The organism is bacterium SCSIO 12827 (assembly GCA_024397995.1).
Taxonomy (GTDB): Bacteria; Pseudomonadota; Alphaproteobacteria; order Rhodospirillales; family Casp-alpha2; genus UBA1479.
Window position 1 is genome coordinate 3,031,982 of the sequence record CP073746.1, and the last position, 24,873, is coordinate 3,056,854.

Consider the following 24,873-nt stretch of genomic DNA (forward strand, 5'->3'; position numbering starts at 1 on the left):
GCATCTTGTCTTGCCCCCCGGTCATTAGAAACCGCGTGATTGCCCAAGCGCAAGTCTCCGTCATCGCCAGAACGGCTTGGCGCATTCCCGGGCGGCCTCGGCCCGAGTCAGTCCCACGTCGGCCAACAGGCGTGCATCCAGCCGGGCCAGCGCCCGGCGCTGACGGACCTTTTCACCGCAGAGGCACAGCCAAGCGCCCAACCGGGCGTACCACGGCCGCCGTGGGATGACCCAAGGTCCGGCGCCAAGGTCACGCAGATCGGTAATTCCATCGAACATCGGCCGGTTCCTCCGTTGAAATTTCACCGGCAGATGGTGCCGCCGGGCGGCGGCAGGGTCACGCGCGATCGCTTCGTCCGCGGCCGAAGGTTCAGGGCGCCGAAGGCTGCCCTCCGCGCCGCGCCGGCAGGGTCATGGCCGCGACCCCGGCGATCACGCAGGCCATGCCGGCCCAGGCGGTAAGCGGCAACGTTTCGCCCAGGACCAGCGCCCCCAGGGCAACCCCGATGGGCACCCTGAGATAGGCCTGCGCCGCCGTGCCGACGGAACCCAGAGTCTTGAGCAGACGAAAGTAGATGACGAAGGCAAGTGCGGTCGACAGCACGGATAAGCCCAACAGGGCCAGCGCCGAATCCGTTGATACCGAAAGCGTCCACGGTTGCTCTACGATCAGGCTGGCCGGGATCAGCACGGCACCGCCGGCGATCATCGATCCCGCCGCCGGGACGATGGCGTGCATCCCGGAAAAGCGCCGCCCGAACACCGCCGCCCCGGCATAACAGACCGTGGCGCCAACAATGACCAACTGCGCCATCAATTCCTGCGTCAGCCCTTGCAGGGCATCGTTGCCGATCACCAGGACGATCCCGGCGAAACCGAAGGCGACGCCCAGGAACTTGCGCCAGGTCCGCTCCCCCTCCAACCGCAGAATCATGGCGAGCAGAAAGATGAAGATCGGCGAGGTCGAATTGAGGATCGTCGCCAACGATGCGTCCACGGTCTGTTCGGCCCAGGCGATGGCGGTGAACGGCAGAACGCTGTTGAGGCATGCCTGAACCATGAACGACCGCCAGGACGCGGCGTCGCGCGGCATGCGCAGGCCGAGCGCGCGCATGATCATCAGCAGCACCATACCGGCGATGGCCGTGCGCCCGGCGATCAGGGTGATCGGCGGGATTGTCTCGATCCCGACCTTGATGAAGCTGTAGGACGCCCCCCACAAAGACGCGAGCAGAACCAGCAGGCCCAGATTCGCGGCCAGGTCCAAAGTTGCGCGCGGATTGGGAAACGGCGCGGCGGGGGTCATTGTCATGAGAGGTCCGGATTGATTGCGGGGCGCATACTGTGTCACGGATCCGGGCCGATCTTGCCGGAGAACACTTCGACCGGCGCCGAAGCATGTTCGCGTGCGCCCGGTCCCGGCGGCAGGTACAATCACCCCATGACGACGGTGAACGCAATGAACTTGGCGGAGATCGGCAATCTGGTCGGCGACCTGACGCGGGCGCAGATGCTGACGGCGTTACTCGACGGACGGGCATTGACGGCAGGTGAGCTTGCCTGGTGTGCGGGGATCATGCCGCAGACCGCCAGCAGCCATCTGGCCAAGCTTCAGGCGGCGGGCCTGCTGGCCATGGAAAAGCAAGGACGCCATCGCTATTTCCGCCTGTCCTCGCCCACCGTGGCGGCCATGCTGGAAAGCATGCAGGTGGTCTGCGCCGTCGACACGCCGCGGCGCATCCGCCCGGAAAGCCGCATGGACAGGGACCTGCGCATGGCCCGCAGCTGCTACGACCATCTGGCCGGCGTTCTGGGGGTATCCCTGGCCGATGCGCTGACCGACCGGGGGGCCATCGACCTTGCCGCCGACGGCGGTGTCGTCACACCCACAGGCCGCGACATGCTGGCCGGATTCGGGATCGACCTGGATCAACTCAGCCAGCAAAAGCGCTGTTTCTGCCGACCCTGCCTGGATTGGAGCGAACGGCGCCACCACATCGCCGGCTCCCTGGGCAAGGGCCTGTCCGACCGTCTGTTCGAATTGGGCTGGGTTGTACGCGTCCGCGACAGCCGCGTGATCCGCGTCACGCCCGAAGGACAGCGCGGCCTGAAGAAAACCTTCGCCATCGACCATCCGATGTAAGGCTGTCTATACTCCCGATATTGTATACAAAAAAACATCCTCGGGAGCATCCGCACATGAGATTGAAAGACAAGATCGCCATCGTCGTCGGTGGCGGGCAACAGGCTGGCCAGACCATCGGCAACGGCCGCGCCACCGCCATCCGTTTCGCTCAGGAAGGCGCCACTGTTCTGGTCGTCGACTATGACGAGGCCAGCGCCGCCGATACCCTGAAGATGATCACCGACGCAGGCGGCAAGGGATCGACCCTGCAGGCCGATGTGCGTCGTGAGGACGATTGCCGTAATATCGCCGCGACCTGCGCCGAACGTTACGGCCGCATCGACGTGCTGCACAACAATGTCGGGCGGTCGCGCGGCGACAAGCCGACGACCGAACTTGAGGCCGAGATGTGGGATGAGCTGTTCGAACTCAACCTGAAGGCCATGTTCATGACCTGCAAGCATGCCTTGCCGGTGATGCGGGAAAAGAAATCAGGGTCGATCATCAACATTTCATCGACCTCGTCGCTGTGCTCGCGCGGCACCATCGCCTACAAGACGTCCAAGGGCGCCATCAATACCATGACCCATATGCTGGCCATGGAGAACGCGCCCCACGGCATCCGTGCCAACGTCATCATCCCAGGTCTGATCGACACGCCCATGGCGATTGAGCGCCGGGCCCAGGAACGCGGCGTCGACCGTAAGGTCGTGCGCGACGAACGCGACGCTCAGGTGCCGCTTTACGGCCGCATGGGCACGGCCTGGGACGTGGCCAATGCGGCCCTGTTCCTGGCCTCGGACGAAGCGCAGTACATCACCGGCGTGCTGTTGCCCGTGGACGGCGGCATTTCTTCAAGAATCGGATAAGCGGCGGTCAGTCGTCGGCATCGTCGTCATCGGCGGTGACCGTGCCGCGTCGGTCGGTGGTCTTGCGGCGGGAGTCTTCTTCCCGGCGGTCCTCGTCGGCGCGGCGATCTTCGCCCTTGCGGCGCTCCTCACCCTTGGGGCCGTCGTCCCGCTTGCGCCGGTCGCGCTTGCGTCGGTTCTTGCCACGCCGGTCACGCTTGCGCCGACGGTCGTTGCGGGTCATCAGATAGAACACGACCAGCACGGCAATCGCCAGAAGCACCGCCGTGATGGCGACGATGGCCGCGACCCAACGCCAGAAATCAACGGCATCCGGTTCGGCGACGGGCGGGGGAACCTCGCCCTTGATCCGGGCCATCACCTCGGCCGCCAGATCGGGGCGTTCGATCTTCGCCGCCTCCTTCATGACCGCACCGGGCATGGGGAAATCGTGACTGCCGGGGCATAGCCGGAAGATCATCAACGGATCGGCCAGGGTCAGGTGACGGATCTCGGCGTTGCCCCTGGTGCTGTGCAGGCTTAGGTAGGTGGTCGTCAGCTCGCTGTCGTCTTCACGCTTGAGCACGAAAGACACGTCGTCGACCTTGCCGTTGGCGTCCGCATCGACGGTGAAGGCGCGGGCAATGCGGAACTTTTCATTGTCGAGGGCAAGCCAGGCCGGCTGCCACAGGTCGGTAATATCGAAATTGCAGGCACCGGGCTTGCCCTGCGGTGGCGGCGCCTTGATCTCGGTTTTGGTCAGATCGATCTCGGGTTTGGGTGCTTCGCGCATCTGCGGATGCGTCTCGAACGGCTTGTCAGGGTCCTCAGCAGGCGCCGTCGATGGCTTGGCCGCACCGGAGGTCACGGCCTTCGACGCATCCGTGGCCAGCGAACGCACGGGCGCCGCCATGGCATCGCTGTAGCGCGCGGTGACCCCGTCGCTCGGCAGGGACCGCACGGTGGTGCAGTCTTCCAGTTGTTCCAGGCGTTTTTGAATCTGGTTGTTCGGGCGACTGCTTTCCGTACGGCCGAGCGACAGATGCACAGCGACCAGTTTCTCGCGCCCGAACAGCGGTTCCAGGGCGCGGTACAGGTCGCTCGCCAGGTTCTTCATATCGTATTGCCATTTCGCATCGGCGAGTTGGCGGTTGTAGGTGTTGACCAGGAAGATGCTCTTGACCTCGGCCTGATTGGCGCAGACCTGGCGCACGGATTTCTTGGTCACCGTCATGAAGAAATTGACGATCCGCTTCACGACCTTGTTGTCGGGCGTTACGAAGGGCATGGCTTGGGGCCGCATGCGAACGGTGGCGAATTCTTCCGCGACGGCAGCAGGTGCAAACAAGGACAGCCCGCCCGCGATCAGCAAAATGGCGGGAAGTATCCGGAACAGACCTTTGGCACGCGTCAAATAATCTGACGGCATGGCAGCTCACCCTTACATGCTGCCCCCAAGAACGCCGCCGTATGGTGGTCGGTTCACAGTGCCGGCCTTGTCGATGTTTCGAATGGGCCGGCGGCGCCGGGGAAAGCATAGAGCAGGCAGCCGCGGCGCCAAACCGATTTCCGGTCCGGAAATGGGAGGATGAGCCTAGGACTTGCCGCCCAGGCAATCCTCGAAGGCCCGCAGATTGGCCGCCATCATGTTCCCATACAGGTCCGGACCGGGCGTGAAATCAGTGCCCAGGGGATCGAGAACACCGATCCGCGCCTGGGTCCCCTCGATCAGCGCCGTCGCAAGGCGTGATGGAAACTGCGGTTCCGTGAACAGGCAGACGACGTTCAGCCGCGTCATGCGGGCGCGCAGATCGGCGATATGACGAGCCCCCGCCGGGCGGTCCGGGTCGACGGCCAGGATGCCCTGAGCCACCAGCCCGAAGCGCCGTTCCAGGTATTGATAGGCGTCGTGGAAGACGACGAAGGGCCGGTCCTTGACCCGCGCCAAACGAACCGTGAAATCGGCAGTCAGGGTGTCGATCCCGGCCCGCGCGGCGGCGGCGTTGCGGACGTAAAGGTCCTTCCGCGCCGGGTCGGCGGCGGCCAGGGCGTCGGCGATGACGGCGGTCATCGTCTTGGCGTTTTCCGGATCAAGCCAATAGTGGGGGTCTTCCGCACCGGCCCCCTGGCCATGGTTATGACCATGACCGTGATCATGGCCGTCATCGCCCAGATGGCGGATGGAATGGCGGACAAGGCCGGATGCCCGCGACAGGGCGACCACCTGGGCCGTCTTGGCCAGGGTCGCGATCGGCTTGGCCAGGGCCGCTTCCAGCCCGCCGCCGATCCACAGCACGACTTCGGCCTCGGCGAGCATGCTGGCCTGGGACGGGGACAGGGCGAAGCCGTGCGGCGAGGTGCCGGCGGGGATCAACAGACGCGGCGCGCCGGCGCCCGCCATGACCTGGGCGGCCAGGGAATGCAGCGGTGCGATCGACACCGCGACCCGTACCTCCGCCCCGGCGGGGCGCGGCGCGCAAAGCACGGCAGCCAGCAGGATCAGCAGGACGCGCGCGGCATTGACAGGGACGTTCATTGGACTATGTTCCGCCTCTTGTCCGGAAATGTTATGATATAACGTTTGTAGCCGGGAGTGACTTACACGATCCCGCCTGCGCAAGTAAACAGGAACCTGACGGCCATGCCCCAAACCGCCCGCGCCATTGGCCCCGACGCCGCCCCCGGCACTCCCGGCGGCGTGCTGTTCCGCGCCACGGGCATCGGCGTTAAACGCGGCGGCGAATGGCTGGTCAAGGGCGTCGACCTGACCATCAACCCCGGCGAGATCGTCACCCTGATCGGCCCCAACGGCAGCGGCAAGTCGACCACGGCCAAGGTCGTGCTCGGCCTGATGCGGCCGGATGCGGGCAAGATCGAGCGCGCGGCGGCCCTGCGCGTGGGCTATGTGCCGCAGCGCCTTGCCATCGACGACACCCTGCCCTTCACCGTCAGGCGCCTGATGACCATGACCGGGCCGGCGGACGACGACGCCATCGCCCATGCCCTGACCCGCGCCGGGGTCGGCCATCTCGCCGACGCGGCGGTGCAGCGCCTGTCCGGCGGCGAGTTTCAGCGCGCCCTGATGGCCCGCGCGATCCTGCGCCGCCCCGACCTTTTGGTCCTGGATGAACCTGTCCAGGGTGTCGATTTCGCCGGCGAGGTGGCGCTGTACGAGCTGATCCGCGACATCCGCGACGAACTGGGCTGCGGCATTCTGCTGATTTCACACGACCTGCATTTCGTGATGGCGGAAACCGATCGGGTGTTGTGCCTGAACCGCCATGTGTGCTGCGCCGGAACGCCGCAGTCCGTCGCCGCCGACCCCGAATACCGCCGCCTGTTCGGCCCCCGCGCGGTCGAAACCCTGGCCGTCTACCAACACCATCACGACCATGCCCACGGCCCGGACGGCGAAGTCATTCCTCTGGCCAGCCGCGACCCGGCGGCCCATAGCCACGGCGACGGTGCCGTCTGCCGCCTGGACCACGATCATCCGACAACCGCGAAGGGGACGCCGGATGATCAGTGAGTTCATCCTGCGGGCGGCCCTGGCCGGCATCGGCGTCGCCCTGGTCACCGCCCCCCTGGGCTGCTTTGTCGTGTGGCGGCGCATGGCCTATTTCGGCGACACCATGGCCCATTCAGCGCTGTTGGGTGCGGCGGCGGCGATCGCCTTCGATATCGACGCGACGCTCGGCGTATTCGTCGTCTCTGTCCTGGTCGCCCTTGCCCTGCTGGCGCTGGAACGGCGCGGCGGCCTGGCGACGGACACTCTGCTTGGCCTGCTGTCCCATTCCGCCCTGGCCGTGGGCTTGGTGGTCATGGGTTTCATGACCGGGCTGCGTCTTGATCTGTTCGGTTATCTGTTCGGCGACATCCTGGCCGTCGGCATGAACGACCTGATCCTGATCTGGGGCGGTGGGGCCGTGATCCTGGCCATGCTGCTGCGCATCTGGCGGCCGCTTCTGGCCGCCACGGTAGCCCCCGACGTGGCGGCGGCCGAAGCCATGAACCCGGCACGCCAACGCCTGATCTTCATGTTGCTGCTGGCCGGCGTGATCGCCATCGCCATGAAGATCGTGGGCATCCTGTTGATCACCGCCCTTCTCATCATCCCTGCCGCCGCCGCACGGCGCCTTGCCCATACGCCGGAATCCATGGCGATGATCGCCGCGGGCATCGGCGCCTTGGCCGTGGCCGGCGGGCTGGGGGCGGCGGTCGCGGCGGACACCCCGGCGGGCCCGACCATCGTCGTCGCGGCCCTCGTCCTGTTCCTGATCGGATTGATCCCCTGGCACGGAAAGGCGGCTGACCATGGCTGACCACGCGCATCACGACGGCCCGGCACTGACTCGCAACCAGCAAACCGTGCTGACGGCGCTGAAAGGCGCGGACAAGCCGCTTACGGCCTATGACGTCCTGGGCCTGCCCGCCATCCGCAAGGCGGGGATGAAAGCCCCCCTGACCATCTACCGGGCACTCGATAAACTGATGGACCGGGGTCTGGTGCACCGCATCGAAAGCCTGAATGCCTTCGTCCATTGCGATCATGGCCCCCATGACCACGCGACCGGGTTTCTCATCTGCACCGATTGCGGACGCACGCTCGAGGTTCACCTGGAATCCTGCGAAACCCATCTTGCCGGGCGCGCGCGCGAACAGGGTTTCGCCGTCGATAACGTGCGCGTGGAAATGACCGGCCGCTGCCCCGAGTGCGCGGCGCGGGCAGCCGCCTCCTAACCCTTCCCAATCCGGCCCAGATCCGCCGCCACCCGCGTGACGACGGACGGCCAATCGCCCAAGGCGGGCTGTCGGTAAAGATGCAGGCTGTCGTACCAGGGCGTCGCCTCACCGGACAGGCCCCAGCGCCAGTCAGGCACGAAGGGCAGCAGGCCCCAGGCAGGCCGTCCCATCGCCCCCGCCAGATGCAGAACCGCCGTGTCGGCGCTGATGACGAGGTCGAGCCCGGCAACGACCGCCGCGGTATCTGCAAAGGTCCCGAGCCCCGGCGTCTCGGCGAACGGGTCCGGCCGCCGGACCAATTCCGCCGCATCGTCCGGCCGCAGCCCGACCTGCAGGTTGACGAAACGGACGCCCGGGACATTGAACAAGGGGGCGAGGTCGGCAAGGCGCAGGCTGCGCGCCCCGTCCCGGCGGTGGGTCGGGTTGCCGGACCAAGCCAGTCCGATACGCGGCCCCGCGCCCTCCCCGGCATCAGCGGTCGGCGCGCGCAGATAGGCCGCGCCGGAAACATCATCCGCTGTCAGACCAAGCACCGCGCCCAGGCTCATCACGGGGCACCACAGGGGGGCCTCAGGCGGATTGTCCGCATCAGCGATCTCAACGTCCCAACCCTGGGCCGCCATCAGGGCCGTCAGCGCCCCCGGCACGGCGAGCACGGGAACACCGCCCCGGTCCCGCACCCGGGGGGCGAAGCGCGCGAACTGGATGACATCGCCGAAGCCCTGTTCCGGGATCAGCAGCACACGTTCTCCTGAAAGCGCATCGCCGTTCCAGCGTTGGCCCGGCGGCGTGGCCATGCTCTGGAACGCCAGGCGTGACTCGTACATCGGCCAGCCGGCGGCCAAGTCCCCCATCAGCAAATAGAGAACCGCCCGGTTGAATCGCGTGCGCGCGTCATCAGGATCAAGGGTCAAGGCGCGGTCGAGTGCCGCCGCCCCGTCGGCGTAACGGCCCAGGTCCGTGCAGGCGATGCCCAGGTTGCACCAGCCCGCGGCAAAGTCCGGGTCCGCCGCCACGGCGCGGCCATGCAGGTCCGCCGCCTCGGCATAATCGCCCTGCCGGTGGCGCACGATGCCCAAGCCGTCAATGGCGCGGGCATTGGCGGGCGCGGTTTCCAGAACCGTCGTGAAGGCTTCCGCAGCCGCGCCCAGGTCTTCCGCCGCAAGGCAGGCACGGCCCAGGTTGTTGCGGATCATCACCTCGTCAGGCATGAGGATCGCCAAGCGTTCCAGATGAGGTCGCGCCCCCGCCACGTCGCCGGTGGCGAAACACAGGTTGGCCAGGATCATCAGGGCGCCGACATGGACTGGGTCGTCGGCCAGGGCCTGTTCGGCCGCCGCCTTCGCCTCGGCGCCGTTGCCCGCGCGCCAGGCGGTCTCAGCCTGCTTGAACAGAGAGGCGGCGTCGGCCATCCCGCCGTCCTAGAAGGTCTCGACCCAGGGTCGGATTTCGACTTCCCAGGTCCAAGCCGAACGGGGCTGTTTCAGGATCGCCATGTAGGTTTCGGCGATGGCGTCGGGCTCCAGCCATTTGTCCGGCTGGTCGGCCGTGTTCTGCCGCCCCTCACGATGGTCGGCGGCGATGCCGCCGTCGATCACGAAATGCGCGATATGGATGCCCTGGGGGTGCAGCTCGCGGGCCAGGCTCTGCGTCAAGCCGCGCAGGGCGAACTTGCCCATGGCGAAACTGGACGACCGGGGATAGCCCTTCACGCTGGCCGAGGCGCCGGTGAAGAAGATCGCGCCGCCCCCCGCTGGCAACATGCGCTGTGCCGCCTGCTGGGCGACCAGGAAGCCACCGAAGGCGGAAATCTCGATGGCTGTCTTGACCTCGGCCGGATTCAAATCGGTCAGTGCCCCGGGGGCGCGGCGCGAGGCGTTGTACAGAACAAAGGCCGGGGCGCCGCCGTTTTCATCAAGGGTCGCGAACAGGGCCGCAACCTGGCCCGGGTCCGTGGCGTCGCAGGCATGAGCCGTCGCCCCGATCTCGTCACAAAGCCCCGCCAGCTTGTCCGTATTCCGCGCGCTCAAACAGACCTGCCAGCCGTCCGCCGCCAATTGCCGCGCCACAGCGGCGCTGAGCCCCGCCCCGGCACCGACGATAAGCGCGCGTTTCTTGTCCGTCATGACCGCGTCCCTTTCTAATAACCCCCTTCAACCTTTACCCTTGCCCCCGGGCAGCGTCCAGCCTGCACGGGTCAGACAGTCAGGCCGCCGGTTTCAACAACGAACATGAGAAGTGAAGCGTGAAGGCGGGAATGGCCGTATCGCAAAGGCCGCGCAGCGATCAGCCGCGCGCCCGGTCGATCAGTTGACCATCATCGCCCAGGATGCGTACGGTGGCGTCGCCGCCCGCCAGTACGTCCCAATCGACATCACCCAGAATGCCCTGGGTTGTGTCCGTCTCTATGAACACGTCGGCTTCCGGAGCCTGGCCTAGACGCGAAGGATGGGTTCCCGGCCCGGAGAGGGCAGTGCCGGGGAGCAGACTGCAGTCCCCAGGCCGGGGCTCTTCGTTGGATGAGCGAAGAGCGAGCGTCGCATCGCCTGCCGCGTCAGCGCGGGCGCCGGAACCGGCGTCATCGGTGATGACGGGTGCGAAAATTCGATGGCCGTCGATTGCGGCTGCGCGGGCTGCGGGCGCCGGGAGCATGTCCCGGTCTCGAAACAGGGCATCGCGGATTTCTTCAATCGCGTCGGCGACAAGATTTTTTAGAGTTCGCATGCTCCACCCCGACTGCGCAACCGCGCAATATTTCAATTATTATTACTTTCGTCTATGCATCTATCAATTGTATTATTTGTTTATAATTTTGAATTATATTTTGATTTTATTTTAATAAAATTTCCTTCAAATTTTATCTTTCAAGCCACCTGGCACGGCAGGACGCTGTCCGCTGTTGTTTGCAGCGATGCCCTGACTTAGAAAAGAGGCCGAGGAGAAACCCCATGTCTCAGGGTCTCAGGACCGTCGTCGTCATTCCCGCCCGTTGGGGCTCGACCCGCTTTCCCGGCAAACCACTGGCCCTCGTGGCCGGGGTTTCCATGGTGCAGCGGGTCTGGGCGCTTGCTCGCGCGGCCAAGGATGTGGACAGCGTCTGCATCGCCACCGACGACGCACGCATTGCCGAGGCCGCCGCCGCGTTCGGTGCCGAAGCGGTGATGACGCCGGAAGGCTGCCGCAACGGCACGGAGCGCGCCCATGCTGCTGCTCAGGCCATGGATACGCCGCCGGACGTGATCATCAACCTGCAAGGCGACGCAGTTCTGACCCCACCCTGGGTGATCGCCGCCGTCGCAGGCGCCTTTGCCGACCCGGAGGCCCGCATCGCCACCCCTGCCGTGGCGCTCAACGATACGCAGTTGGCCGCCCTTGAAGCCCACAAAAAAGAAAGCCCGGCCAGCGGCACGACCGTTGTCTTGGATAACCGCTCGAACGCGCTCTATTTTTCCAAGGCGATCATCCCTTTCCGCCGCGCCGCAGCCGCCCCGGTTTACCGCCATGTCGGTATCTATGGCTATCGGCGCGAGACGTTGGCCGGGCTCGTCGACCTGCCGGAAAGTACATTGGAAAAAACCGAGGGCCTGGAACAACTGCGCGCCCTGGAAAACGGAATCCCCATCCGCGTCGTGCCCGTGGATTACGCCGGGCGCACACATTGGTCTGTCGATAGCCCCGCCGATCTGACTGCCGCCGAAGACCTGATCGCCCGCGAAGGCGAACTACTGACCGCCTATGACGGCACGGGCACCGTCCGTTCATGAAGCTTCTGCTGGTCCGCCACGGCAATACTTTCGAAACGGGTGAGACGCCGGTCCGCGTCGGCGCCAACGAGGACCTGCCCCTGACCGCCGCCGGCGAGGACCAGGCCCATGCGCTGGCCGCTCAATTGAAAGCTTCTGCCATCCGCCCCGATCTGTTCGTCTGTGGACCGCTCAAACGCACCCGCCGGCATACGGAGATTGTCATGGCGGATCTTGCTGCGCCGGGCGCGGCCGAGATCGACCCGCGGTTGATGGAAATCGATTACGGTGCCTGGGGCGGGATGAGCGACGGCGACATCGTCGCCCGCTTCGGCCCGGTGGCGGCGCGCGAACTCGACGCCTGGGAAAAAGATAGCCGCTGGCCAACGGAAACCGTCAAATGGATGCCCGGCGCCGAAACGGTGACGCGCAACCTCCGCAATCTGACGGCAGAATTAACAGCGCGCCTGGGCGCGGATGAAACAGCGCTGGTCTGTTCGTCCAACGGTATCCTGCGTTATTTCCTGGAGTTCACCCCGGACGGCCTCGCCGGCCATCAGGTGGCGGGCAAGGCCAAGATGGCGACGGGGGCCGCGTCGTTGCTCGACGTTTCGGACGGCGAGACCCACGTCCTGTTCTGGAACGTCAAGGCGGGCATGCGACTGCCCGGCGCAATCTGACGCAATGGAGAAGGGCCGCGTATCCGCGGCCCCAGAAACAGTTCGGGCGGCGGCACCATCCGACCCTTTAAAAGGGCCGGACGCGCTAGGCATACCTATTTCTTTTTCTTTGCTGTAGACTTTTTGGCAGCGGCTTTCTTCACCGCAGGCTTCTTGGCGGCCGCCTTCTTCACCGCGGGCTTCTTAGCAGCCGCCTTCTTCACCGCAGGCTTCTTGGCAGCCGCTTTCTTTGCCGCGGGCTTCTTGGCAGCCGCCTTCTTCACCGCGGGCTTCTTGGCAGCCGCTTTCTTCGCCGCGGGCTTCTTGGCAGCCGCCTTCTTCGCCGCAGGCTTCTTGGCAGCCGCCTTCTTCACCGCGGGCTTCTTGGCAGCCGCCTTCTTGGCCGCAACCTTCTTCACCGCAGGTTTCTTGGCAGTAGCTTTCTTCACCGCAGGCTTCTTGGCAGCCGCCTTCTTCACCGCAGGCTTTTTAGCAACCTTTTTCGCAGCGGGCTTTTTGGCCGTCGCGGGCTTGGCCGCCGACTTCTTCGCCGCAGGCTTTTTCGAAACTGTTTTCTGAGGTCCGGCCATTGCATGCCCCCCTTAATCGTTGAACAAATGCGGCCCGAGTATTCGCGGGCCGCGCCACTAGTAAATATGACATTTTTATCCTTTACGATCCATGTACCATTTATTCAGGCAGCCAAAATGCTAGATTTTGCGTTCTAACTCGCTTATCAAGCGGCGCGACTTCCGCGCGAATCGACATGCCGAAACTGGACAATGGGGAAGAGCATTCATGCACAAGTCACTCGTTATTGCCCTCGCAACGGCAACTGCTTTCGGGCTTGCCGCATGCGGCAAGAAAGAGCCGAGCAATCTGACCTTCGATCAAGCCGCGCAGGAATTGGCGAAGGGTGCCGACAGCTTCAAAGCCTATGTGAAGGGCCTTGATAACAAGCTGGTGAAATGGACCGGCACGGTCACGGAAACCCGCCGATGGCACGAAGACGATTACGCGCCGGCCGCCGGCATGCTGATCGACATGGACGGCGCGCCGGGACCGGAGCTGTTCGTCAACATCGGCGTCGATGATTTAGAGACCGCCAAGACCGGCGCCAAGGTGTCCTTCACCGCGCGCCTGATGGAAAGCGTCGACGAGAAGGGCAAACTTCTGATCAAGATGAAGATCGAAGAATTCCACTAGGCGCCGACGGCGCCGAGGCACTCATGCCCGGCTGAGAATCAGCAACAGGATCGCCAAAATGATCAAGGCGATGCCGATCACTTCAAGGCGCGTCACCTTTTCTTTGAAAAAGAAAATCGACGCCGCGAAGGTGAAGACCAGTTCGATCTGTCCCAAGGCGCGGACGTAGGCCGCGTTCTGCATGGTAAAGGCGAAGCACCAGGCAATGGACCCCGCCAGGCCGACCATCCCCACCGCCGCCGACCATTTCCAATGGACGAACACGGCCTTCAGGGTCGGCGCCTCTTTCCACGCCAGATAGGCACCCATGGCAAATGTCTGGATGACCAACGACACCGCCACCGTATAGGCAACCGTCATTGTCAGGTCGTCCCATTTCAGCGACAGCGCCGCCCCCCGGAAGAACACCACCGACGCCCCCAAGAAAGCGCCGCAGACAAGCCCGATCACCGTCGCCCTTTCCGTCACTCCGGATATCAGCGCCTTCAGCGACACCTTCGACTGACCCGCCGACAGCACGACGACGCCGACGCCTGCCAGCGCGATGGCGGCGGCGGCGGCGGTGGTCACCTTGTCACCAAGAATAAGAAACCCCAGGACCGCGACCTGAAACACTTCGGTCTTGGAAAAGGTTGTCCCCACGGCGAAGTTGCGGAATTGAAACAGATACAACAACAGCACGGTGAAGGCGATCTGGCTGGCACCGCCCAAGACGCAGTACATCAGAAAGGTGGTGTTGAATACGGGCAGGTCCTTGCCGGCGATCTCGTGCAGCCCCCACAGGTAGACCAGCGCAAAAGGCATGGCGTAAAGAAAGCGGACATAGGCCGCGCCGAGCGTCGACAGGCGCCCTTTCAAATGCCTCTGCAACGCCGAACGCGCATTCTGAAGAAATGCCGCCAGGACGGTGATCGGTATCCAGAGTTCCATGTGTTGGGGGGGCCTTCGCGGGGGTGGGAGTGTCATCCATACCGTGTTCGTCTCCACCGGGAAATGCAATTTTACCGCCAGGGCCGGCCATTGATGTGGGCGCCGTGATGACGTCATAATTATTTTATATTTTTTTGCATATAAAAATGTTGATAAAGCACTCGCATATTGCGATTAATTAGTGCCAGTGCGTCTGAATACGTAACGCCGTATTCGCGCAGAGCAAACCGGCAGGCAATCGACGCTGCATTCGCCTTCGCCCATAACACCATCCTTGGCGCCACCCGCTGACCATCGCGGCAATGCCTTGAGAAAAAGGAAATGCCGTGGCCGACTCTGATCTGATTGTCTTGCGGTCGAAAACGGATCCATACCTTTTCATCATCACCCAGCGCAGTCGTTATCGCGTTGCAATGGATACCTTCCATGCCAGCGATCCGAACGACAGCCTGATCCACGTGCCGCCCGACCGCGCCCAGACCCTGCTGCGCGGGATGACGGATTTGTCCTATGTCGTGGACGCCATTAACGCCAAAGGACTTTATCGCTAACAGACCAATTAACGCCGATCCCCCCCCTATTTCATCGCCGATCCAACCAGATACCTTTGAGGGAAGGGAGGGTACGATCGAGGATGTCTACACGTGAATTTCTACAAAAGCCTCGCCGTCGCCGGCGGCGTTACCGGAACCGTTCTGGGCGCTGTATTGCTGACTGGATTGATGGCCGACCAGAAGATGGTGCTGCATGACGAGGAACTCAACCGGCCCCAGACCCTGCGCATTCAGGCGATCCCTGTGCGCCTGGGCGGCTACAGCCTGAAATACAAGCGAGGAACCGGCGACATCGTTATGCTGTCCGTATCAGTCACGGTCCCGGGCCTAAAAGAAAAGGATCTGGTCTGTCGCCTGGCGCCGCGCCTGATTTCGACCGTCACCAACGACGTTACCATTCGCTATGCCGAAGTCGAGGCCCTGCGGGCCGATCTGACCAAGACCCTGCCCGAACATCTGCGCCGCCGTTTCAATCTTGCCCTCGGCGGAAAGCTGATCCAGAGCGTGATTGTCGATAAGGTCGAAGCTGGGCAATTTCCGCCGCAATCGACCTGCAACAACGCCCCCTGAAGCACCACGCGTCAGGCCACCCCCTTTGCGGGGCGGCGGCCCGGTGGTATCTGTTGGGCCGACAATCGTGCCAACAACAGTGAACAAACGGGGGGGCACCTCACCCGTGAGCAGGGCGAACAACATCTTCGAGACGGACCTGGGCCCCACCCCGGCCAACCATCAGCCGCAAACACCGCTGAGCTTTTTGACCTGGGCGGCATCCGTTTATCCCGATCAACCGGCCGCCATCCACGGCGCGCGGACCATCTCTTACGGCGACATGTTGGTCCGTTGCCGGCGACTGGCGGGAGCACTGGCGGCGCGCGGCATCGGCCCAGGCGACGCGGTATCCGTCATGGGCGCCAACACGCCGGAGCTACTGGAAGCGCATTTCGGCATTCCCATGGCGGGCGCCGTGCTGAACGCGCTGAACACCCGGCTCGATGCGCCGACAATCGCCTTCATCCTGGATCATGCGGAAAGCAAATTGCTGATCACCGACCGGGAACACGCCCCGGTCATCAAGGACGCCCTCGCCAGGCTCGGGCGGAAAATCCCCGTCATCGACATCGACGACCCGGAAACGGAAGCCCAGGGCGGCACCCGGGGCGAGCACCTGGGCGACATGGACTACGAAGCCTTTCTGTTGACGGGCGACCCCGAATTCCCGGTCCTGCCGCCGGAAGACGAATGGCAGGCGATCTCGCTCAACTACACCTCCGGCACCACGGGAAATCCGAAAGGTGTCGTCTATCACCATCGAGGCGCCTTTGTGACCGCCATGGGCGGCGCCCTGGTTTCGCGCCTCGACCGCCAGTCGCGCTATCTGTGGACCCTGCCCATGTTCCACTGCAACGGCTGGAGCTACCCCTGGTCGATCACCGCCGCTGCGGGCACACATATCTGCCTGCGCCGGGTCGATCCGGCCCTGATCTTTCCCATGATCGCCAAACATCGCGTCACCCACATGTGCGGCGCGCCGATCGTCCTCAACATGCTGATCCATGCGCCGGACGCGGTGAAGACCACCTTCGACCAAAAGGTCGAGGTATTCACCGGCGGCGCCGCCCTACCCTCGGCGGTGATATCGGGTATGGAAAAAATGGGCTTCCGCGTGACCCATCTGTACGGGCTGACGGAATCCTACGGCCCCTCGACCTATTGCGCCTGGCAGGACGATTGGGGCGACCTTGACCCCGACGCCCAGGCGCAGAAGATCAGCCGCGCCGGCGTGCGCTACCCCACCGTGGCGGGCCAGACCGTGATGAACCCGGAGACCATGGAACCCGTGCCCAGCGACGGCCAAACCATGGGTGAAATCATGCTGCGCGGAAACACCATCATGAAGGGCTACCTGAAGAACCCGCAAGCGACGGAGGCCGCGTTCCGGGGCGGCTGGTTCCATACGGGCGACCTCGCCGTGATGCATCCCGACGGCTATGTGGAAATCAAGGACCGGTCGAAAGACGTCATCATCTCGGGCGGCGAGAATATTTCGTCGTTGGAGGTCGAGGAATGTCTCTATCGCCATCCTGACGTGATGGAAGCCGCCGTCGTCGCCAAGACCGACGCCAAATGGGGGGAAACGCCTTGCGCCTTCGTCACCCTGAAACCAGGAGCCGAAGGCCGCATTGATGCCGCGGCCATCATCGACTGGTGCCGGGCCAACATGGCCCACTACAAGGCACCGCGCCATGTCGTGTTCACCCCTCTGCCCAAGACATCGACGGGCAAGATTCAGAAGTTCGTGCTGCGCGACCGCGCCAACGACACCGACCAGGAGACCAAATCATGAGCCGCTTCTTCCGCGATGACCTGCTGGCAGATCGGGTGGCGCTGGTCACCGGGGCGTCCTCCGGCCTGGGCCGCCGTTTTGCCGAAGTTCTGGCCGCCCACGGCGCCGCTGTCGCCTGCTGTGCCCGGCGACGCGAGAAACTTGCTGAAACGGTCGATACGATCACCGCCGCCGGCGGACAGGCGCTGGCCGTCGAAATGGACGTGACCGATCGGGAGTCCGTCGCCGACGCGTTCGAGACCGCCGACCGGGCGCTTGGCCAGGTCACGATCCTGATTAACAACGCGGGCCTTGCTTCCACGGACCGTGCCATCGACCTGGATCCCGCGACTTGGAATCAAATCATGGCAACAAACCTGACCGGCGCCTGGACCGTCGCCCAGCGTGCCGCTAATGACATGATCGCCGCCGGCAGGCCCGGCACCATCGTCAACGTCGCCTCGGTCCTGGGCCTGCGTCAGGCGGGCGGCGTCATGCCTTATGCGGTGTCCAAGGCGGGAATTGTGCAGATGACCAAGTCGCTGGCCCTGGAATGGGCGCGGCATAAAATCCGGGTTAACGCCATCGCCCCCCGCTACATCGAGACGGATCTGAACCGGGATTTCCTGGAAAGCGAAGGCGGCCAGACCCTCATGAAACGCATTCCCCAACGCCGCTTCGGCAAGCCGGAAGACCTGGAAGGCGCCCTATTACTGTTGGCCTCGGACGCGTCGGATTTCATGACCGGCGAAGTCGTCGCCGTCGACGGCGGCCATTTGGTCAATACGCTTTAAGGACTTTTCGCCCTTGATAAAGGGCTCAACTGTCTCGGGAATTCGAAAAACGGTCGTCGGCAATATCCAGGGACCAATCGAATTGCACGGCGAATCCCCCGTCGAATACGCGGGCGACACGGCCCGGCACATGGGCACGGCCACGAATGATCAGCAGAATCTCGTCATCGACCTGAACCGGGCCGTCCTGAGGTTCACTGCCTTCGGGATAGACAATCGCCGCCCCACCGACGGACATGTCATACAGCTTTCCGCCCCGGTAAGGGCTGCCGCCGTTGACTTCCACGTCCCCGTACACGACGGAACGGGGGCTTCTGCGTGCGTCTTGTTGTTCGTTCAAGTCCATGGCGGTCATCCTTGGCAACAAAGACCCCGCCCTCAAAAGCTGTTTTCTTTTAAGACGGGAGAAATTTAGGCCACAACCCTGATCTTTCCCTGACAAGATTAAAAATCAGACAAGAATTCATGCCCCATTTCCAATTTTTCCGGCAAATCTGATAGTCTCGCGGCCCGCCGCCTGGTGAAAATGACCCGGCCAACGACGCAGAAAGACAGGAACCCGCCTTCATGGATTTCAATCTGACCCTGGAAGTGGACGAAACCCGGCAGGCCATCCGCCGATTCGTCGCCGACCACATCCTTCCGCTGGAAGCCGACCCGACCAGTTTCGACGACCACGAGAACATTCGCCTGGATCTGCTGGACGAGCTGCGCGCCAAGGCGAAAAGCGAAGGGCTTTGGGCGCTTTCCATGCCGACGGCGCGCGGCGGACGTGGCTTCGACACGGTCGGCATGGCTGCGTGCTACGAGGAAATGAACCGTTCCATCTTCGGGCCCGTGGTGTTCAACGCCGCCGCCCCCGACGACGGCAACATGTTCGTCCTCAACAAGGTCGCAACGGACGCGCAGAAGGAACAATGGTTGCAGCCGATCATCGACGGCGCCGTGCGGTCCTCGATCATCATGACGGAACCGGCACCGGGCGCCGGGTCCGACCCGTCGGGCATGATGCGCACGCGGGCGGAAAAGAAAGGCGACACATGGGTCGTCCACGGCCGCAAATGGTTCATCACCGGGGCCGGCGTGGCCGACCATTTCATTCTGCTGGCACGCACGTCCGACGACGCGCGGCGCAACCTGACCGCCTTCCTGTTCCACAAGGATCAGCCGGGCTGGGAAATCGTGCGCCGCATCCCGATCATGGGGCCGGAAGAACACGGCGGCCATTGCGAACTGACCTTCGACGGCCTGGAAATCCCCGACGAAAACCGACTGATGGGCGTCGGCGAAGGCATGAAATGCGTACAGATCAGGCTTGGCACCGCGCGACTGACCCATTGCATGCGCTGGCTGGGTCTGGCCAAACGGTCGCTGGAAATCGCCGATGAATACATCTCCGAACGGGAAGCCTTCGGCACCCGCCTGGCCGACCGGGAAAGCGTGCAGTTGCTTTTGGGCGACGCGGCCAAGGAAATCCAGATCGGCCGCCTGTTGACCATGCATGCTGCCTGGACCCTCGACCAGGGCAGCCGGGCCCGGGCCGAGGTTTCGACCGCCAAGGTCCAGGTCGCCGACACCCTGCACAAATGCGTCGATACGGCCGTGCAGTTGTGCGGCGCCCGTGGCTATTCCAAGGACACGGTTCTGGAATGGATCTACCGCTACGCCCGCCAGGCGCGCCTGGTCGATGGTGCTTCCGAGGTTCACAAGATGGTTCTGGCCGGCCAGTTCCGCGAACAGGGCCTTGATTACTGGCACTGGGGCTGAGGCTGCCCGTGGCCGGAAACCTGACATCCGATGAGCGCGCCCGTCTGACAGACTGGCTCGCGGAGCAGGCCGGGGCGGCGATGCGCATTTTGGCGACGGAACGTCTGTCCGGCGGGGCGATCCAGGAAAACCATCGGCTGGAAATCGACGTCGCCGGCGGTCCCTGGCCCGGCCGTCACGATCTTGTCCTGCGCCGGGACGCGGCCTCCGCCGTCGCCACCAGCCATTCCCGGGCCGAGGAATTCGCACTGTTGAAGGCCGCACACATGGCCGGGGTCGCCGTGCCGGCCCCTTGCGTTCTGTGCGAGGACCTGGACATTCTGGGGGTGCCGTTCTTTCTCATGCATCGGGTGATGGGCGAGGCCCGGGGCAGCCGGCTGGTCAAGGAAGCGCCCAGCGCGGATCTGGTCTACGCCATCGGCGCCAACCTGGCGCGCATTCACAGCATCACGCCGCAGGGCGCCGACCTGGCCTTTCTCGGCCCACTGCCCAAGGACCCAGCCCGCGCCGCCGTGGCACAGTACCGTGCCTATCTGGATGCCCTGCCCGACCCCCATCCCGCCGTCGAATGGGGCTTGGCCTGGCTTTCCGATCATGCCCCCGATCCCAGCGCCATCGTGCTGTGCCACCGCGACTACCGCATCGGCAACCTGATGATTGCACATGAAGAAACAGGCGGCACCCTGTCCGCGACCCTGGATTGGGAATTTGCCGGCTGGTCCGATCCGCTGGAGGATATCGGCTGGTTCCTCGCCAAATGCTGGCGCTTCGGGCGCTGGGAGGAAGAAGCCGGCGGCCTGGGCCCGCGGGACGCCTTCCTCGCGGGTTATGAAGACGCCTCGGGCCGCACGGTCGACCCCGCCACCGTCACCTATTGGGAGGTCATGGCCCATGTGCGCTGGGCGGTGATCGCCCTGCAGCAGGCCTGGCGGCATGTATCGGGCGAGGAGCCGTCCCTCGAACTGGCGCTGACCGCCCATGTGGTGCCGGAACTCGAGGCGGAAATTCTCGCCATGACGGGAGAAGGCACATGAGAAAAAACCCAAGCGGCCCCGCCCTGACCATGATCGCCGACGCCACGGAGGCCGGCGCCGCCCCCGATGCCGGCAATGCCAAATACGTCGCGGCGATGATCCGCAACGCCCGTGCCATCGCCGCGCGTCAGGCCGCCGCCGGGGATGCGCCGGAACGGGCCGAGACGGCGGCCCTCAAGGCACTTCTGGGTGCGGACGGCAGCCTTCAAGACCTCAATCGTGCCCTCGCCCAAGCCATCCGCGACGGCAATGCCCCCCAGGGCACCCATGCCCATTTGACCGCCGTCACGCAGGCGGAATTGGGTGAGAGCAACCCCCGCTATCTGGCGCGGCTTAAAGAAACCGGCTGATCATGTCGGAGGTTCACGATGGCAGGCTGACCGGTCAGTTCTACGATCTCGCGACCGGCGACGAGGACGCCCGTCTGTGCCGTGACATCCCGGAAGAACAATGCCGCGAACAACCCGTCAATTTTCTTGCCCAGACGGCGGCCCAGGCCCTCAGCAAGACCGGCGACGCTTTGGCCGACACCAAGGTCGTCCTGCCCTGGCTTTTAGGCACGATGGGCGCGCCCGCCGCCTTCGCGGGACTGCTTGTTCCGATCCGGGAATCGCTGGCGTTGATGCCGCAAATACTGGTCGGCGGCGTCATCCGCCAGTTCCCCCGGCGCAAGGCGTTCTGGGCCGTCGCCTCGATCGCGCAGGGGGCATGCATCCTGGCCATGGCCGGCGCGGCCGTTGCGGGTCTGGAGGGCATGGCGGCGGGATGGACGGTGACCACGCTGGTGGTGCTGTTCAGTCTGGCGCGCGGCGTCGCGTCCATCGCCGCCAAGGACGTTCTGGGCAAGACCGTGTCCAAGGGCCGTCGCGGGCGCGTCAGCGGACATGCCGCCACGATTGCCGGGCTCGCTGCCGGGGCCGTGGGCACCTACCTGATGCTGAGCCCCGCCGCGACCCGGCCTGACTGGCTGCTCTATGCCCTTGTCGCCGGTGCCGGAATCTGCTGGTTCGTCGCGGCGGCGGTCTATCTTCGGATTGTCGAGCATCCCGGCGCCGTTAGCGGCGGGCGCGGCATCAACGATCTGGTGCGCGAACAGGTCTCGATCCTGGCCAAGGACCGGCAGTTGCAGCGGTTTCTGGCGACCCGGGCCTTGATGATTTCGACAGCGTTGGTGGGCCCGCTTTACGTGACCCTGGCACAGCAGCAAACGGGCCTGGGGCTTGATGGCTTGGGCTGGCTGATCATCGCTTCGGGTCTGTCCGCAGCGCTTAGTTCGTCGTTCTGGGGCATTCTCTCCGATCGTTCCTCCCGCGCCACAATGGCCCTGGCGGCGACGATCGCGGGCGCGCTCGGCCCCGTGGCGCTGCTGGCCCTGACGCATATGCCCGGCATTGCCGGCTCAATCATCTTTTACGCTGCCATTCTATTCGTGCTGGGCGTCGCCCATGCCGGCGTACGCATCGGGCGCAAAACCCACGTCGTCGACCTTGCGGGCGGTGACCGCAAGGCCGAGTACGTCGCGCTGAGCAACACCGTGATCGGCATACTGTTGCTGGGAACCGGCGCGCTGACGGGGGCCTTGATGGGGATCAGCATCACGGCGGCGATCGGAACGCTGTCAGTGCTCGCCCTGTTGGGCGCGGGCCTGGCCATGACGATGGCCAACGTCCAGGAATGATGCCGCAGGCTGCACAGACAACATAATGTGATGGGCTGTGATTTCACGGCCCACCGGCCAACAACGATAATCCAGCCATGACGACAATTCTGCTGGTCGATGATGACGCGGACCTGCGCGGGACGCTGTGCGAAACCCTGGAAGATGCCGGGTTTCGCGTACTGGCCGCGTCGGGCGGTCATGCGGCGCTTGAGATCGTCGCGCGCGAGGCCGTCGACACCGCCGTCACCGACATTGTCATGGCCGACGGCGAAGGTATCGAGTTCATCCTGAAAGCAAAGGCGACCCGGCCCGGCCTGCCCGTGATCGCCATGTCAGCCAAGGCCATGTATCTCAAGGACGCGGCCCGGCTTGGCGCCGATCATACGCTGCTGAAACCGTTTCGCCTGCGCCAGTTGCTGGACCTGCTTGGTCCCGCCGCCTAGACCGTGCGTTTCGCGAATTTAGGCGTTATATAACTTCAGAGACAAAAACAGCCGCGCCCACCGGGCAGCGACCGCCACCGAGGAGACGCCACCCCCATGTCCATCGTATTGGGATGCATTGCCGACGATTTCACCGGCGCCACGGACCTTGCCAACACCCTGGTCAAGAACGGCATGCGCACGGTCCAGGTCAACGGCGTGCCCTCGGGCGCCAGCCTGAAGGATCTGGGCGATGCGGAAGCCGTGGTCGTGGCCTTGAAATCACGCACCTGCCCGGTGCACGAAGCCGTCACCGAATCGCTCGCCGCCCTGGCCTGGCTCAAGGGTCTGGGTACCCGGCAGATCTTCTTCAAGTACTGTTCGACCTTCGATTCCACGGACATCGGCAATATCGGCCCGGTCGCCGACGCCCTGCTGGACGCGCTCGACGCCGATTTCGCCATCGCCTGCCCGGCCTTTCCGACCACCGGGCGGACGATCTACAAGGGCTATCTGTTCGTGAACGACGTGCTGTTGTCTGAATCGAGCCTCAAGGATCACCCCCTGACCCCCATGCGCGACGCCAATCTTGTCCGCGTGCTGTCCCGGCAGACGGACGAGATGGTCGGCCTGGTCGAACACAAGACCGTGCGCAAAGGCCCGGCCGAGGTAAAAGCCGCCTTCGCGTCCCTGAAAAAGAACGGCAACCGTTATGCCATCGTCGATGCCCTGGACGACGCCGATCTGGGCGTGATCGGCCAGGCCGTGGCCGATCACCCGTTGGTCACCGGCGGCTCGGGCATTGCGCTTGGCCTGCCGGAAAACTATCGCCGCCAGGGCCTGTTGGGGGCCGCCGCCAAGGCGCAATTACCGAATGTCACCGGCCCCGCCGTGGTCATTGCCGGAAGCTGCTCACAAGCCACCCGTGCGCAGGTCGCGCGGGCGAAAAAGCTGTGGCCGACCCATCAGGTCGATCCCCTGGCCCTCGGCGACGTGGTCGAGGCGGCGCGCGTGTTGGCCGACAAGATATTGGCCGGCCTCAATACCGGACCGCAGCTGATCTATTCCACCGCTGACCCGGATACGGTGCTGAAGGTGCAGTCGGAAATGGGCCGCGGTCAGGCGGGTGATACGGTCGAACGGTTCTTCGGACGGCTGGCGCGCAACCTGCGCGACGGCGGCGTGCGGCGCTTCGTCGTCGCCGGCGGTGAAACGTCGGGCGCCGTGGTTCAGGCGCTGGGCGTACAGGCCATGCGCATCGGCCCGGAAATCGACCCGGGCGTGCCCTGGACGGAAAGCCTGTCCCTAGGCGCTGGCGGCGAGGCGCCCCTGGCGCTCACCCTCAAGTCCGGCAACTTCGGGGCCGAGGACTTTTTCGAAAAAGCGCTGGCCATGCTCGACGAAAAGGCCGCCGCATGACCCCGGAAAACAAACAGCGCGACGAGATTGCTCTTCTTGGAAAATCCCTGTTCGACCGGGGCATGACCTATGCATCGTCCGGCAACATCAGCGTGCGGACGGAAGACGGCGGCTGGCTGATGACGCCGTCCGGATCCTGCCTGGGACGGCTTGACCCGGAACGCATTTCCAAGCTCGACAAGGACGGCAATCACGTCAGTGGCGACAAGCCGACCATCGAGACCTTCCTGCACATGGCCGTCTACGATCAGCGCGCCACGGCCAAGGCCATCGTGCACCTGCATTCGACCCATTCGGTCGCCGTCAGTTGTTTGAAGGAAGTGAACCCGAAGAACGTGCTGCCGCCGATCACCGCCTATTACGTGATGAAGGTCGGCACCCTGCCGCTGATCCCGTTCTTTCCGCCAGGCAGCGTTGACCTGGCCAAGGCCGTCAAGGAAATGGCGTCGGACCACCACGCGGTATTGCTTGCCAACCACGGGCCCGTGGTCGCCGGCAAGACGCTGGCTGATGCGGTCTACGCGACGGAAGAACTTGAGGAAACGGCGCGGCTCTACCTCATGCTGCGCGGGCTCGACACCACGTTCCTTTCGCCGGAACAGGTCGCCGAATTGAAGGCGCGCTTTCCAGGTTGACCTGTCGG

29 protein-coding genes are annotated in these 24,873 nt (G+C 64.3%); 19 read left to right on the top strand and 10 right to left on the bottom strand.

Features of this window, described 5'->3' with window-relative positions:
- Positions 1-60: 60 nt before the first annotated feature.
- Together KFF05_14140 and KFF05_14145 are read right to left on the bottom strand one after the other, a co-directional pair.
- Complete coding sequence (locus KFF05_14140) at positions 61-279, bottom strand: DUF1127 domain-containing protein (protein ID UTW51053.1); 219 nt, start codon at positions 277-279, stop codon at positions 61-63.
- A gap of 91 nt (positions 280-370) precedes the next feature.
- Positions 371-1,306: an EamA family transporter gene (locus KFF05_14145; GenBank protein UTW53726.1), complete on the bottom strand. Its 936-nt coding sequence runs from the start codon at positions 1,304-1,306 to the stop codon at positions 371-373.
- 135 nt (positions 1,307-1,441) lie between these two features.
- On the opposite strand from KFF05_14145, the gene KFF05_14150 reads away from it, so the two are divergent.
- A complete protein-coding gene (locus KFF05_14150; protein UTW51054.1) occupies positions 1,442-2,143 on the top strand; it encodes a winged helix-turn-helix transcriptional regulator in 702 nt (233 codons plus the stop codon).
- A gap of 56 nt (positions 2,144-2,199) precedes the next feature.
- Positions 2,200-2,994: a glucose 1-dehydrogenase gene (locus tag KFF05_14155; GenBank protein ID UTW51055.1), complete on the top strand. Its 795-nt coding sequence runs from the start codon at positions 2,200-2,202 to the stop codon at positions 2,992-2,994.
- 7 nt (positions 2,995-3,001) lie between these two features.
- Here KFF05_14155 and KFF05_14160 read toward each other — a convergent pair whose 3' ends face one another.
- Positions 3,002-4,402, bottom strand: coding sequence for a hypothetical protein (locus KFF05_14160; protein ID UTW51056.1), 1,401 nt, complete (start codon positions 4,400-4,402; stop codon positions 3,002-3,004).
- Between the two features lie 165 nt (positions 4,403-4,567).
- Positions 4,568-5,509, bottom strand: a complete 942-nt coding sequence (locus KFF05_14165; protein UTW51057.1) for a zinc ABC transporter substrate-binding protein — start codon at positions 5,507-5,509, stop codon at positions 4,568-4,570.
- A gap of 105 nt (positions 5,510-5,614) precedes the next feature.
- Here KFF05_14165 and znuC point away from each other — a divergent pair, with 105 nt between their 5' ends.
- From znuC to KFF05_14180, 3 genes are read left to right on the top strand one after another with little or no spacing between them, the layout of a single operon-like run.
- Positions 5,615-6,502 carry a zinc ABC transporter ATP-binding protein ZnuC gene (znuC, locus tag KFF05_14170; GenBank protein UTW51058.1) on the top strand — a complete coding sequence of 296 codons (888 nt, stop codon included), beginning with the start codon at positions 5,615-5,617 and terminating at the stop codon, positions 6,500-6,502.
- Entirely contained in the window at positions 6,492-7,295 is an 804-nt protein-coding gene (locus KFF05_14175; protein ID UTW51059.1) for a metal ABC transporter permease, read from the top strand. The genes znuC and KFF05_14175 overlap by 11 nt, the downstream gene beginning before the upstream one ends.
- Entirely contained in the window at positions 7,288-7,713 is a 426-nt protein-coding gene (locus KFF05_14180; protein ID UTW51060.1) for a transcriptional repressor, read from the top strand. Before KFF05_14175 ends, KFF05_14180 begins: the two co-directional genes overlap by 8 nt.
- Here KFF05_14180 and KFF05_14185 read toward each other — a convergent pair.
- The 3 genes from KFF05_14185 to KFF05_14195 form a co-directional block, all read right to left on the bottom strand.
- The gene (locus tag KFF05_14185; GenBank protein UTW51061.1) at positions 7,710-9,128 is read right to left on the bottom strand and encodes a glycosyltransferase family protein; all 1,419 of its coding nucleotides are present in this window, start codon (positions 9,126-9,128) and stop codon (positions 7,710-7,712) included. The genes KFF05_14180 and KFF05_14185 overlap by 4 nt on opposite strands.
- A gap of 9 nt (positions 9,129-9,137) precedes the next feature.
- On the bottom strand, positions 9,138-9,842 hold the full coding sequence (locus KFF05_14190) for an SDR family NAD(P)-dependent oxidoreductase (GenBank protein UTW51062.1): 705 nt from the start codon (positions 9,840-9,842) through the stop codon (positions 9,138-9,140).
- Positions 9,843-10,002: 160 nt separating this feature from the next.
- Complete coding sequence (locus KFF05_14195; GenBank protein UTW51063.1) at positions 10,003-10,440, bottom strand: hypothetical protein; 438 nt, start codon at positions 10,438-10,440, stop codon at positions 10,003-10,005.
- A gap of 224 nt (positions 10,441-10,664) precedes the next feature.
- Here KFF05_14195 and kdsB point away from each other — a divergent pair, with 224 nt between their 5' ends.
- On the top strand, positions 10,665-11,480 hold the full coding sequence (gene kdsB, locus KFF05_14200) for a 3-deoxy-manno-octulosonate cytidylyltransferase (GenBank protein ID UTW51064.1): 816 nt from the start codon (positions 10,665-10,667) through the stop codon (positions 11,478-11,480).
- Complete coding sequence (locus KFF05_14205; GenBank protein ID UTW51065.1) at positions 11,477-12,139, top strand: histidine phosphatase family protein; 663 nt, start codon at positions 11,477-11,479, stop codon at positions 12,137-12,139. The genes kdsB and KFF05_14205 overlap by 4 nt, the downstream gene beginning before the upstream one ends.
- A 95-nt stretch (positions 12,140-12,234) precedes the next feature.
- Here KFF05_14205 and KFF05_14210 read toward each other — a convergent pair whose 3' ends face one another.
- A complete protein-coding gene (locus KFF05_14210; protein ID UTW51066.1) occupies positions 12,235-12,708 on the bottom strand; it encodes a histone H1-like repetitive region-containing protein in 474 nt (157 codons plus the stop codon).
- 208 nt (positions 12,709-12,916) lie between these two features.
- Here KFF05_14210 and KFF05_14215 point away from each other — a divergent pair, with 208 nt between their 5' ends.
- Positions 12,917-13,324, top strand: coding sequence for a hypothetical protein (locus KFF05_14215; GenBank protein ID UTW51067.1), 408 nt, complete (start codon positions 12,917-12,919; stop codon positions 13,322-13,324).
- A 21-nt stretch (positions 13,325-13,345) separates the two neighbouring features.
- Here KFF05_14215 and KFF05_14220 read toward each other — a convergent pair whose 3' ends face one another.
- A complete protein-coding gene (locus KFF05_14220) occupies positions 13,346-14,254 on the bottom strand; it encodes an EamA family transporter (protein ID UTW51068.1) in 909 nt (302 codons plus the stop codon).
- Positions 14,255-14,580: 326 nt separating this feature from the next.
- On the opposite strand from KFF05_14220, the gene KFF05_14225 reads away from it, so the two are divergent.
- From KFF05_14225 to KFF05_14240, 4 genes are all read left to right on the top strand, one after another.
- Positions 14,581-14,805, top strand: coding sequence for a hypothetical protein (locus KFF05_14225; GenBank protein ID UTW51069.1), 225 nt, complete (start codon positions 14,581-14,583; stop codon positions 14,803-14,805).
- 93 nt (positions 14,806-14,898) lie between these two features.
- On the top strand, positions 14,899-15,378 hold the full coding sequence (locus KFF05_14230; GenBank protein ID UTW51070.1) for a hypothetical protein: 480 nt from the start codon (positions 14,899-14,901) through the stop codon (positions 15,376-15,378).
- Between the two features lie 106 nt (positions 15,379-15,484).
- Positions 15,485-17,155, top strand: a complete 1,671-nt coding sequence (locus KFF05_14235; GenBank protein UTW51071.1) for an acyl-CoA synthetase — start codon at positions 15,485-15,487, stop codon at positions 17,153-17,155.
- Entirely contained in the window at positions 17,152-17,928 is a 777-nt protein-coding gene (locus KFF05_14240; GenBank protein ID UTW51072.1) for a glucose 1-dehydrogenase, read from the top strand. The genes KFF05_14235 and KFF05_14240 overlap by 4 nt, the downstream gene beginning before the upstream one ends.
- A 25-nt stretch (positions 17,929-17,953) precedes the next feature.
- Here KFF05_14240 and KFF05_14245 read toward each other — a convergent pair whose 3' ends face one another.
- Positions 17,954-18,274 carry a PilZ domain-containing protein gene (locus tag KFF05_14245; protein UTW51073.1) on the bottom strand — a complete coding sequence of 107 codons (321 nt, stop codon included), beginning with the start codon at positions 18,272-18,274 and terminating at the stop codon, positions 17,954-17,956.
- Between the two features lie 221 nt (positions 18,275-18,495).
- Between KFF05_14245 and KFF05_14250 the strand changes: the two genes are divergently transcribed.
- The 7 genes from KFF05_14250 to KFF05_14280 all read left to right on the top strand — a co-directional run bounded on the left by KFF05_14250 (position 18,496) and on the right by KFF05_14280 (position 24,865).
- Positions 18,496-19,695, top strand: coding sequence for an acyl-CoA dehydrogenase family protein (locus KFF05_14250; GenBank protein UTW51074.1), 1,200 nt, complete (start codon positions 18,496-18,498; stop codon positions 19,693-19,695).
- Between the two features lie 80 nt (positions 19,696-19,775).
- On the top strand, positions 19,776-20,729 hold the full coding sequence (locus KFF05_14255) for a phosphotransferase family protein (GenBank protein UTW53727.1): 954 nt from the start codon (positions 19,776-19,778) through the stop codon (positions 20,727-20,729).
- A complete protein-coding gene (locus KFF05_14260) occupies positions 20,726-21,079 on the top strand; it encodes a hypothetical protein (GenBank protein UTW51075.1) in 354 nt (117 codons plus the stop codon). The genes KFF05_14255 and KFF05_14260 overlap by 4 nt, the downstream gene beginning before the upstream one ends.
- A 2-nt stretch (positions 21,080-21,081) precedes the next feature.
- Positions 21,082-22,407 (top strand): MFS transporter, encoded by a 1,326-nt coding sequence (locus KFF05_14265; GenBank protein UTW51076.1) that lies wholly within the window; start codon positions 21,082-21,084, stop codon positions 22,405-22,407.
- A 77-nt stretch (positions 22,408-22,484) separates the two neighbouring features.
- Positions 22,485-22,832: a response regulator gene (locus tag KFF05_14270; protein ID UTW51077.1), complete on the top strand. Its 348-nt coding sequence runs from the start codon at positions 22,485-22,487 to the stop codon at positions 22,830-22,832.
- Between the two features lie 96 nt (positions 22,833-22,928).
- Positions 22,929-24,230 carry a four-carbon acid sugar kinase family protein gene (locus KFF05_14275; protein ID UTW51078.1) on the top strand — a complete coding sequence of 434 codons (1,302 nt, stop codon included), beginning with the start codon at positions 22,929-22,931 and terminating at the stop codon, positions 24,228-24,230.
- Positions 24,227-24,865 carry an aldolase gene (locus KFF05_14280; GenBank protein ID UTW51079.1) on the top strand — a complete coding sequence of 213 codons (639 nt, stop codon included), beginning with the start codon at positions 24,227-24,229 and terminating at the stop codon, positions 24,863-24,865. The genes KFF05_14275 and KFF05_14280 overlap by 4 nt, the downstream gene beginning before the upstream one ends.
- Positions 24,866-24,873 lie beyond the last annotated feature (8 nt).